Source organism: Halomonas sp. PR-M31 (assembly GCF_001039575.1).
Classification (GTDB): Bacteria; Pseudomonadota; Gammaproteobacteria; order Pseudomonadales; family Halomonadaceae; genus Modicisalibacter.
Window position 1 is genome coordinate 17,491 of sequence record NZ_JIBT01000076.1, and the last position, 10,854, is coordinate 28,344.

Annotated in this window: 10 protein-coding genes; 6 read left to right on the forward strand and 4 right to left on the reverse strand. The window is 56.1% G+C overall.

Going from position 1 to position 10,854, the window contains the following annotated elements; all coding sequences use genetic code 11:
* The 4 genes from hemL to CH74_RS16925 form a co-directional block, all read right to left on the reverse strand.
* Positions 1-1,293 carry a glutamate-1-semialdehyde 2,1-aminomutase gene (hemL, locus tag CH74_RS16910; RefSeq protein WP_048308719.1) on the reverse strand — a complete coding sequence of 431 codons (1,293 nt, stop codon included), beginning with the start codon at positions 1,291-1,293 and terminating at the stop codon, positions 1-3.
* A gap of 193 nt (positions 1,294-1,486) precedes the next feature.
* Complete coding sequence (locus CH74_RS16915) at positions 1,487-2,275, reverse strand: hydroxymethylpyrimidine/phosphomethylpyrimidine kinase (RefSeq protein ID WP_048308720.1); 789 nt, start codon at positions 2,273-2,275, stop codon at positions 1,487-1,489.
* Positions 2,275-2,706: a protoporphyrinogen oxidase HemJ gene (hemJ, locus tag CH74_RS16920; protein ID WP_048308721.1), complete on the reverse strand. Its 432-nt coding sequence runs from the start codon at positions 2,704-2,706 to the stop codon at positions 2,275-2,277. The genes CH74_RS16915 and hemJ overlap by 1 nt, the downstream gene beginning before the upstream one ends.
* 32 nt (positions 2,707-2,738) lie before the next feature.
* A complete protein-coding gene (locus CH74_RS16925) occupies positions 2,739-4,475 on the reverse strand; it encodes a chloride channel protein (protein ID WP_253273110.1) in 1,737 nt (578 codons plus the stop codon).
* Positions 4,476-4,636: 161 nt separating this feature from the next.
* On the opposite strand from CH74_RS16925, the gene argC reads away from it, so the two are divergent.
* The 6 genes from argC to mnmG all read left to right on the forward strand — a co-directional run.
* The gene (gene argC, locus CH74_RS16930) at positions 4,637-5,671 is read left to right on the forward strand and encodes an N-acetyl-gamma-glutamyl-phosphate reductase (RefSeq protein ID WP_048308722.1); all 1,035 of its coding nucleotides are present in this window, start codon (positions 4,637-4,639) and stop codon (positions 5,669-5,671) included.
* A gap of 85 nt (positions 5,672-5,756) precedes the next feature.
* Positions 5,757-6,110, forward strand: coding sequence for an iron-sulfur cluster insertion protein ErpA (gene erpA, locus CH74_RS16935; protein ID WP_048308727.1), 354 nt, complete (start codon positions 5,757-5,759; stop codon positions 6,108-6,110).
* A gap of 92 nt (positions 6,111-6,202) precedes the next feature.
* Positions 6,203-6,970, forward strand: coding sequence for a transporter substrate-binding domain-containing protein (locus CH74_RS16940; protein WP_082140479.1), 768 nt, complete (start codon positions 6,203-6,205; stop codon positions 6,968-6,970).
* Positions 6,971-7,087: 117 nt separating this feature from the next.
* Entirely contained in the window at positions 7,088-7,759 is a 672-nt protein-coding gene (locus CH74_RS16945; RefSeq protein WP_048308724.1) for an amino acid ABC transporter permease, read from the forward strand.
* A gap of 11 nt (positions 7,760-7,770) precedes the next feature.
* Entirely contained in the window at positions 7,771-8,532 is a 762-nt protein-coding gene (locus CH74_RS16950; RefSeq protein ID WP_048308728.1) for an amino acid ABC transporter ATP-binding protein, read from the forward strand.
* Between the two features lie 583 nt (positions 8,533-9,115).
* Positions 9,116-10,854 (forward strand): tRNA uridine-5-carboxymethylaminomethyl(34) synthesis enzyme MnmG (gene mnmG / locus CH74_RS16955; RefSeq protein ID WP_048308725.1); only part of this gene is annotated, 1,739 nt, incomplete at its 3' end.

Below are 10,854 nucleotides of genomic sequence, written 5' to 3' on the forward strand. Positions count from 1 at the left end.
TTATGCCCTGCGCGTCAACTTGGTAAACACACGCTCCGAGGCATCGAGAGTGTGTTGAATGTCCTCCGGCGTATGCGCACTGGACATGAAGCCCGCTTCATAAGCAGAGGGTGCGAGATAAACCCCTTCATCGAGCATGCCCGTAAAGAATTTACGAAACGCGCTCATGTCGCAGGCGGTGGTCTGTACGAAGTTGTCGACCCGTGATTGCCCGGTAAAAAATAGCCCGAACATGCCGCCGACCCCTTGGGAGAGCATTTCCACACCCGCAGCGTGGGCGCGCTCTTTGAGGCCATCACACAGGGTTGTGACGCGCTGGGTCAACGCCTCGTGAAATCCGGGCTGTCGGATCTTGTTCAACAAGGTGACACCCGCTGCCATGGCCAGTGGGTTGCCAGCCAGGGTACCCGCTTGATACACCGGACCCAGTGGCGAAATATGTTCCATGATTTCGCGCTTACCGCCGAAGGCACCCACCGGCATGCCCCCGCCGACGATCTTACCCAGGCAGGTCAGGTCCGGGATCACACCGTAATGGGCTTGGGCGCCGCCAAGGGCGACACGAAAACCGGTCATCACCTCATCGAAGATGAGCACGCTATGATGACGGTCGCAAACCGAACGCAGGGTTTCGAGAAATTCCGGATGGGCAGGAATGCAGTTCATGTTGCCTGCCACCGGCTCGACGATGATGCAGGCGATCTGATCCCCGATCTCGTGAAAACACTCTTGCACCGCCTCGCTATCGTTGTAGGACAGAGTAACGGTGTGCTCGGCAAGCGAGGCAGGCACGCCAGGAGAGCTTGGCTCGCCGTGGGTCAGGGCGCCGGAGCCGGCCTTGACTAGCAGCGAATCGGAATGACCGTGGTAGTTGCCTTCGAACTTGACGATCTTGTCCCGACCGGTGAAGCCGCGCGCCAGGCGAATGGCGGACATGGTCGCTTCGGTACCGGAGTTGACCATGCGCACCATTTCCATCGAGGGAATGATCTCGCAGATCAAGTCCGCCATGGTGGTTTCGATGGCCGTTGGGGTGCCGAAGGATAACCCCGAATCCAGGCGTTCACGCACCGCACTCAGAACATCCGGATCCGCATGACCGGTGATCATGGGCCCCCAGGAACCGACATAGTCGACATAGCGCTTGCCTTCGACATCAAATAGATAAGCACCTTGTGCGCGCTCTATGAATACTGGCGGACGCTCCATGCCTTTGAAGGCGCGCACCGGTGAATTGACACCTCCCGGAATATGACGGCAGGCCTGTTCGAAAAGCTGAGCGGAAGTTGTCATGTAACGCCTCTTGCCAAATTGTGGATAATACGTTGGATAGCTTGAATAAACGCTGAGCGCAGGCTGTGGATAACTTTTCCATGACGATACATCGTCATGCTCGTTCAAACCGCGCATGCTGACTTTTGAATCAATACTCCAAGGTTAGCATCGTCGGCTCGACGACCCCATGAAATTCAAAATAACCACCGCCTCAATGATGTCGCCGGGGCAACATCTGACCATCCCCCGGTTGCCAACCACGACTCAAGCTTTCCCAGGTAAAGCGCTGGGCTTGTTCACAAGCGTTCACCAATCGCTCGCCGACCGCCAGACGCGCCGCCAGCGCCGCTGCCAGGGTGCAGCCAGAGCCGTGATAGTGCCCCGACAACCGAGGCCAGCGCCATTGGCGACTGGTCTCTGGAGTGTGCAGGGTATGCACCACTTCGTCGGCTGGAGTTCCTGCAAGCGGCTCGTCCGTCGCAGTAACCAACACTGCCTGACAACCCAGGGTCATCAAGGACACTACCCGCTCGACATCATCCAGGCCAGGCGCCAAACGTGCCAATTCCTGTCGGTTCGGCGTCAGGATATCCACTAGAGGCAACAAACGCCGGCGAAACTCGTCGATCAGAACGCCAGTGGATAACTCGGCGCCACCACCTGCTTTGAACACCGGATCCACCACCAGTGGAATCCCGGGACAGGCGCGCAGGATATCCTCGATCACTTCGAGAAGTGCGACATCCGCAATCAAACCGATCTTGATCGCTGCTATCTCGAATTCATCGAGCAGCGCCCAGGCCATGTCCCGAACAACGCCCACGCTACAGGGCATGACCTTTAAAACATTATGAGTCGTCTGCACCGTGAGGGCAGTGGGGACTGTCACGGCCCATGCGCCATTGGCAGCAATGGCTTCGCTGTCGGCGATCAGACCAGCGCCGCCGGTCGGGTCGTGACCCGCCATGACCAGTACCACGGGGAGTTTGGCATCTACCATCAAAAGGGCTTCACTATCGCCAGAATGACGATCGCAATCAGCGCAAGCACCGGGGCCTCATTGAAAAAGCGGAAGAACTTCTCGCTCTTGTGGCAGGTCGCGCTGGTCAGGCGTTTCATGTAAATCAGGCACAAATGGTGATAGACCACCAGCAACACCACCAGTAGTAGCTTGACATGCATCCAGCCGGCACTGAGGTAAGCAGGCACCAGCCACAATAACCAGCCCCCCAGAAGAATGACCGCAATCATCGAAGGCGTCATGATGCCGCGGTAGAGCTTGCGCTCCATGACCTTGAAGTAATCGATGGCCTGGGTGTCGCCCTTGTCTCGAGCCATGGCGTGATAGACGAACAGACGCGGCAGATAGAACATGGCGGCAAACCAGGTGACTACTGCCATCAGATGAAATGCTTTTACCCACAGGTACATGCCGCTCCTTGTAACGACTCACAACGTCGTGCTTATGGCTTGTAACGATAGTAACTCTCGATGGTGTCCCGGGTAATGATACCGGAAATATGCTGTATCGTCGGCGCCGTAATATGCTGGACGTAGAGTGCATCCACCCCATATTCATTCAGTCGTTCGAAAGCTTCCTCGAGGGTTGCCTGCCGATGGATGGGCGCAAGATCGAGGCGCTGGCCGGGTATATCAAGCAGATCGAAAGTCTCCTGTTCCGCATGTGCCTCATCTAGCATGGCATTGGCCAGATCCGCGGCTTTCAAGGCAAAGGGAATCTTTTCCTCATCGGATCGCGTAACCATCAGCCAGACCGGATTGGCATCCAATAGCGCCTGGGCTTGTTCCCGAGTGACCTTGCGTTCGGTTTTGCGCACGTTGGGTTCCATCGCTGCAGGCACCGCAACCCGGGACAAGGCTTGGCGTAAGGGATGCTGCAGCAGATGCATGCCATTTTGTGTCTGAGCAATGAAGAATCCCTGACAGCGGCACACTTTACGTGACGTCAAACTTGCTATCACTACCGCCAGCATGCCTGGCAGAATGATATTGGGATTATGGGTCAACTCGAGTAGCGCAATGATCGCCGCCAAGGGGGCCTGCAACACAGCCCCCATCATTGCCGCCATTCCCAGCATGGCGTACAGGCTGGGATCGGATGCCAACGGCGCCCAAAGCCAGCTTCCCGCCATGCCTCCTAGCGCCCCAGCGGCGGCACCGATCACCAGTACCGGGCCGATGATTCCAATGGTGATGCCACAGGCAAAGGTGAATGCGGTAAGCACCAGCTTGCCGATCATCAAGGCGATCAGCACGTCGACGGCCAGATCGTTCACCAGTATTGCAGATAGGCTGTCGTAGCCGATGCCCTGTACCTGTGGATACCACCAGGCCACGACCGCTACCGCCGAACCCGCCATTCCCAATCGCAGGGCAAAAGGCAACTTCTTCAGCCGCTGGCTGAGCTGAGCGATGCGAATGAAAAGACCCGCTAGCAAACCTATCAGTAAGGCGATCAACACGATCCAGTGCAGATTGAACAACGATCCCAGGCTGATACTGGGTATCTGGAACGCAGGATCGCTGCCATACACCGACTGAGCTACCACCGCCCCCATGCTGGACGCCAGGATGACCGGCATGAAACCAGTGATGGTGTATTCCATCATCACCACTTCCATGGCGAAGATGACGCCTGCCAGCGGTGTGTTGAAGGAGGCCGCAATGGCTGCAGCGGTGCCGCATCCTACGAGAGTACGCAAACTGTTGTGAGGCAAGCGCAAACGCTGTCCAAGACCGCTGGCTGCTGCCGCCCCCAGATGAATGGCTGGTCCTTCTCGTCCTGCAGATAATCCGCCGACTACCGAGATCACGCCGACCCACCACTGGTTGAACCAGTTGCGCAAGGGCATGCGGCCTTGGAACCTGCTCAACCGCTCGATGACATGGCCAACGCCCAGATTGCGTGCGGCAAGAGCCTGAGGGATCAAGCACAGGCCAATCAAAATCACGGCACCTAGTGGCAGTAGCGAACGTATCACCGGGCTTAGAGCCTCGAAGGCCTCGGGATCGTCGTTGGGCATGAACAAAAGTCCTCCAAGCCCCAGCAACGAGCGAAACACCACCATGAAAATCCCAGTCAATAGACCCGAGACCACCCCCAAAAGACACAGTTGGGGTAGCGCATCGACACTGGCCAGACGCCGACGGAATCTTTCGAGACTAAAGAAACTGGGCAAATGAATGTCCTTGTACCGGCACGGCAACACGGCGTCTTTGTCATTCTTGGACGACAGGCGGATCCTGTTCGGAATGCCTAGACTCTTGTGTATCATATTTAATACGCAACGTCTCAGCGACAACTGCACTTCATGTTTTACGACACTAAAGGAAGCCCATCGTGATCAAGGTTGGTATCGTCGGCGGCACCGGGTACACGGGCGTCGAACTCCTGCGTCTGCTGGCACAGCACCCTGAGGTGAGCGTTGATATCATCACCTCACGTTCCGAAGAAGGGATAGGCGTCAGTGAACTCTATCCCAATCTGCGCGGACACTATGATCGTCTGGCGTTCAGCGCCCCGAACGCTGAGCGTTTGGGCGCCTGTGACGCGGTGTTCTTTGCCACGCCCCACGGGGTTGCCCATGCCCTGGCAGGCGAATTGCTCGCGCATGGCACCCGAGTGATCGATCTGTCGGCGGATTTTCGCATTGCCGATGCCAAGGAATGGGCACGCTGGTACGGCCAGCCTCACGGCGCTCCGGAACTGCTTGAGGAAGCGGTTTATGGGCTGCCGGAAGTCAATCGCGAGACGATTCTTCAGGCGCGGCTGGTTGCCGTTCCGGGTTGCTATCCCACTGCCGTGCAGCTGGGCCTATTGCCGTTGCTCGAGAATGGGCTGATCGATGTCGAACATATCATCGCCGATTGCAAATCTGGGGTTACCGGTGCGGGCCGTGGCGCCAAGGTCCCCTCGCTGTTGGCGGAAGCCAGCGAGTCGATGAAGGCCTACGGCGCCTCGGGTCATCGGCATCTTCCGGAAATACGGCAAGGCTTGGTACGCGCTGCGCATGGTCCGATCGGCTTGACCTTCGTGCCGCATCTTGCGCCCATGATCCGAGGCATTCATGCCACTTTGTATGGTTGCCTGACCGCTAACGCGGACGATCTTCAAACGCTGTACGAGAAACGTTTTGCCGACGAGCCGGCAGTGGATGTGATGCCTGCCGGCAGTCATCCCGAGACTCGCAGCGTAAAGGGTGCCAATCTTTGTCGTCTGGCAGTTCACCGGCCAGAAGATGGCGATACCGTGGTAGTGCTGTCGGTGATCGACAACCTGGTCAAAGGCGCCTCAGGGCAGGCAATTCAGAATCTCAATCTGATGTTCGGTTTCGACGAAATGCTGGGTATGAAGGCGCCGGCGCTGTTGCCCTAGACATTTGTTGAACAAAGTTGACCCTTTTACTAGGGATTAGGGATAATGAAGTTGGTTGACAATTCAGTTCATCGGAGGCTTTTACATGAGTGGTGTCGCATCTTTTGCTCCCACGCCGTTGCTGCTCACAGATGCCGCCGTACGTCGTTTACGGGCCTTGGCAGCTGAAGAAGACAACGCGGCCCTCAAGCTGCGTGTGTTCGTCACGGGCGGTGGCTGCTCGGGGTTTCAATATGGCTTCGATTTCGCCGAACAAACCGCAGCGGACGATACACTGATCGAGATCGACGACGTGGGCATGGTCATCGATCCACTTTCCTACCAGTATCTCATCGGCTCCACTGTGGATTACGAAGAGGGGCTAGCCGGGGCACGTTTCGTGATCAAGAATCCCAACGCCACCTCGACCTGCGGCTGTGGCGCCTCTTTCATGGTGTGAACAGGATGTAACAACATATCTTGACGGCTCCCCCGTAACTCGCCAAGGTAAAAGGCGCGTTACACAAACAACACGACGAATCGGGGAACGCCATGAAAACCACTATGTTGAAAGGAATTTCGCTAGGCTCGGCCTTGGCCATGACGTTGGGACTGACGAGCCAAGCTGCGGCGGAAACGCTGCAAGCCGCCACGGATCCCAGTTTTGTACCCTTCGAGATGATGGATCAGGAAAGCGGCGAGATGGTTGGCTTTGACATGGACATCTTAAACGAGGTCGCCAAGCGAGCCGGTTTCGAAGTCGATCTGCGCACCATGGACTTCAATGGCATCATCCCTGCGGTGCAGACCGGCAACATTGATCTGGCCATTGCCGGTATCACCATCACCGAAGAACGCGAGAAAATCGTCGATTTTACCGACCCTTATTACGACTCGGGCCTGCGTATTCTAGTATCCGCCAACAACGAAGACGTCGAGGAGTTCGAGGACCTTGAGGGCATGCGCATCGGCACCAAGATCGGTTCCACCAGCTACGACTATCTGCAGAAGAATCTGGGCGACGATGCCGAAATCACGCCGTATCCGGGCAGTTCCGATATGTACATGGCGTTAATGGGCGGCAGCGTCGATGCGGTTTTCTATGACGCGCCCAATGTCGGTTATTTCTCCCAGACCAAGGGCAAGGGCCGGGTAAAGACCGTTGGATCGCTCTATGAAGGTCAGCAATATGGCATCGCTTTCGCCGATGGCAGCAAATGGGTGGAGTCCGCCAACAAGGCACTGGCCGAGATGCGCGAAGACGGCACCTACGATGAGATCCACAAGAAATGGTTCGGTGAAGCCTCTACAAGCGAATAAAATGACTTGATAGCAACTTCGCTACTAAAACGGGCCGGGGCAAGTACTCCCGGCCTTTTGTATTGCCATTCATAAAAGTCGAGTACCACAAACGGTATTTTGCTTGGAGACCCCTACGTGGATGTAACATTCCAATTCGATTGGCAGGCGGCCATCGCCTCCATTCCTTATCTGCTCGAGGGCATTCCCTGGACGCTGCTGATATCTTTCGGCGGTCTGGCCATCGGCTTCATTATTGGCATCATCTTCGGACTCGCCCGTATCAGCCCAACTGCATTACTACGCTGGCCCGCGATTGCCTATATTGAAATCTTTCGCGGCACGCCGGTGCTGGTGCAGGTGCTGTTCATCTTCTATGGCCTACCGCAACTGCTCGGCGGACCGATCAATGCGCTGACTGCAGGCATTGCCGCAATCGCACTCAACGCCGGTGCCTATATCTCCGAGATCGTACGCGGCGGCGTTCAATCGATCGAAAAGGGCCAGCGTGAGGCCGGACTCTCCCTAGGGTTGTCCCGGACCCAGGCTTTTCGCTACATCATCTGGCCTCAGGCCCTTCGTCGTATGATTCCTGCGCTGGGCAATCAGGGCATCGTCAGCATCAAAGATACCTCGCTGTTCTCGGTGATCGGGGTCGGCGAGCTGGTACGCCAGGGCCAGGTCTACATCGCCACCACCTTTACCGCGCTCGAGGTTTATTTCATGGTCGCCTTGATGTATCTGGCCATCACCCTGAGCCTATCCCTTGCGCTGCGTCTGCTCGAACGCCGCGGCTTGGTCGGACAATGAGAAGGTCAATGATGAATGACAAGGCAAAGCCCTCCATGGTGCGACTGGAAAAGGTCAACAAGCATTTCGGCAAACTGCATGTGATGCAGGATATCGATCTCGAAGTGGTTCCGGGTGAAGTGGTGGTGATCGTGGGCGCCAGTGGTTCAGGCAAATCGACGCTGATTCGCTGCGTCAATGGTCTGGAAGAGTTCCAGGGCGGACGTATCGAAGTCGATGGCAATGAGCTGCTGCCTGACGGCAAAAGCGGGAAATCACTACAGGCAGTGCGCACCGAAGTGGGCATGGTGTTTCAGCAATTCAACCTGTTTCCCCACCTTTCGGTACGCGACAACGTGACCTTGGCCCCCATGAAAGTACGTGGTTGGTCCCGGGAAAAAGCACTGGAAACAGCTCATCGACTGCTTGAGCGCGTTGGCATTCAGGACCAGGCCGATAAATACCCTAGCCAGCTCTCTGGCGGTCAGCAGCAGCGCGTCGCTTTAGCCCGAGCCCTGGCCATGGAACCACGGCTGATGCTGTTCGATGAGCCCACCTCGGCGCTGGATCCGGAGATGATTGGTGAGGTGCTCGATGCCATGCGTGAACTGGCCAAGGAGGGCATGACCATGATGATCGTGACCCATGAGATGGGCTTTGCCAGGGAGGTCGCCGACCGGGTGATCTTCGTGCATGACGGTCAGATCGTCGAAGAGGGCCCGCCGCAAGAGGTTCTTGACAATCCCCAGCAGGAACGCACTCGATCCTTTCTATCTCGCGTACTCAAGCACTGACAACAGCAAGCTTGTCATATAAAGAGTTCATCCATGTGATGTTTGGATGAACTCTTTATTCATTTTTTCTCTTCATCCTCTTTAAAGATTGCCTCACAGGCGGTTTTTTGCCCTGTGGATAAAATCTTTTATCTGCCTGCCTATTTCGTTCTAGAAAGCCCGTCATCATTGCAGTAGACGATCTTCATTACATTTGTTGATCACTCTGCTTGCAACCCGGGTAGCCATCGGTGGATAACACCTGAATCAGTTGGCATGTGCATAACACAGCACTTCATCCACAGCTTCAGCGATGTCTATACGCAGGTACAAAACTGCTTCCTAAGCTAACGGTCAACAATACAAGGTACTGAAATTAATATATTTTAATCGGTTATCAACAGATTTTGTCCACACCAATAAACACAACAACAACAGAACTTCTTTATCTTTATTTTATTTTTATATTATTGGGTGGTGAGTTCTTGGATCCATGTTTTGCCCATGTGGAAAACCCCTGACGGTTACCCACAAGGGCGTTATACTGCACGACCCCATTTTCTTTCGGATCGAACAAGCGCTTTGGCGCAAGACGAGGTGCACCTTGGATTACCCCGACCGCTTTGACGTCATTGTCATTGGCGGTGGTCATGCGGGAACGGAAGCCGCACTGGCCGCTGCTCGCATGAATTGTCAGACACTGCTCTTGACTCACAACATCGAAACTCTCGGCCAAATGTCCTGCAATCCCGCCATTGGCGGCATTGGCAAGAGTCATCTGGTCAAGGAGATCGATGCACTCGGTGGCGCCATGGCACTGGCAACCGACCAGGGGGGAATTCAGTTTCGTGTCCTCAATGCGCGCAAAGGACCGGCAGTGAGAGCGACGCGAGCCCAGGCAGACCGTGTGCGTTACAAGGCGGCAATTCGTGGAGTGCTGGAAAATCAGCCAAATCTGACTCTATTCCAGCAAGGGGTGGACGATCTGATCGTCGAGGGAGATACGGTACGCGGCGCCGTTACCCAGACAGGCATTCGTTTTCATGCCAAAACCGTGGTGCTATGTACCGGCACCTTCCTTGGCGGGATCATTCATATCGGTCTTGATCATCACAGCGGTGGCCGAGCCGGCGATCCGCCTGCCAATGCCTTGGCGCAGCGTTTGCGTGCTTTGCCGTTTCGGGTCGATCGCTTGAAAACCGGCACACCCCCTCGGCTAGATGCCAGAAGCATCGATTTTTCCAGTCTCGAGGAGCAGCCCGGTGACTCGCCAACCCCGGTGATGTCCTACCTGGGTAACCGGGAGATGCACCCGCATCAGGTTAAGTGCCATATCGCGCATACCAATCAGCGCACTCACGAGATCATCCTTGCCAACCTCGATCGCTCGCCGATGTACTCCGATGCAGGATCGATCGGGGGTGTAGGACCTCGCTACTGCCCGTCCATCGAGGATAAGGTGCATCGTTTCGCCGAGAAGCAGAGCCATCAGATATTTCTCGAACCGGAAGGACTCGATACCCACGAGCTTTACCCCAACGGGATTTCCACCTCACTGCCCTTCGACGTGCAGCTCCAGGTGGTGCGCTCAATCAGTGGTTTCGAGAACGCCCACATCACTCGTCCTGGCTACGCCATCGAATACGATTTTTTCGATCCTCGAGATCTCAAACATTCTTTAGAAACCCGATTTATCCACAACCTGTTCTTCGCCGGCCAGATTAACGGCACCACCGGCTATGAAGAGGCCGGCGCCCAGGGCTTGCTGGCAGGGTTGAACGCCGCGCGACGAGTGCAAGGTGAAAATAGCTGGTGTCCGCGTCGGGACGAGGCCTACCTGGGCGTGCTGGTCGACGATCTCATCACTCTGGGAACCCTTGAACCCTATCGCATGTTCACCTCCCGCGCCGAGTACCGCTTGCTCCTGCGGGAAGACAATGCCGATCTGCGTTTGACCGAGATCGGTCGCAAGCTGGGACTGGTGGACGACAGGCGCTGGAAAGCTTTTTCCACCAAGCGCGAGGCGCTCGAGCGCGAGAGTGCTCGTTTGCGCGAGACCTGGATTCAACCCGGCACCGAGCAAGCGCAGTGGCTGGCAACCAAGCTCGATAAACCCCTTGCTCGGGAATACACCCTGGCGGAGCTGCTCAAGCGTCCTGAACTCGTCTATGGGGATGTTGCAACTCTCAAGGGGGAACCTGTCAGCGACGACCCGAATGTAACCGAGCAGGTACAGATTCAGATCAAGTACCAGGGTTACATCGACCGTCAGCAGGATGAGATCGACAAGCTCAAGCGTCATGAAGCGACCCCATTGCCCGAGGATCTGGATTACGATCGGGT

Bases quoted from the DNA above. Each gene is read 5' to 3' on its own strand.
- hemL (WP_048308719.1), bottom strand. From the start codon at position 1,293: ATGACAACTTCCGCTCAGCTTTTCGAACAGGCCTGCCGTCATATTCCG.
- CH74_RS16915 (WP_048308720.1), bottom strand. From the start codon at position 2,275: ATGGTAGATGCCAAACTCCCCGTGGTACTGGTCATGGCGGGTCACGAC.
- hemJ (WP_048308721.1), bottom strand. From the start codon at position 2,706: ATGTACCTGTGGGTAAAAGCATTTCATCTGATGGCAGTAGTCACCTGG.
- erpA (WP_048308727.1), top strand. From the start codon at position 5,757: ATGAGTGGTGTCGCATCTTTTGCTCCCACGCCGTTGCTGCTCACAGAT.
- CH74_RS16940 (WP_082140479.1), top strand. From the start codon at position 6,203: ATGAAAACCACTATGTTGAAAGGAATTTCGCTAGGCTCGGCCTTGGCC.
- CH74_RS16950 (WP_048308728.1), top strand. From the start codon at position 7,771: ATGAATGACAAGGCAAAGCCCTCCATGGTGCGACTGGAAAAGGTCAAC.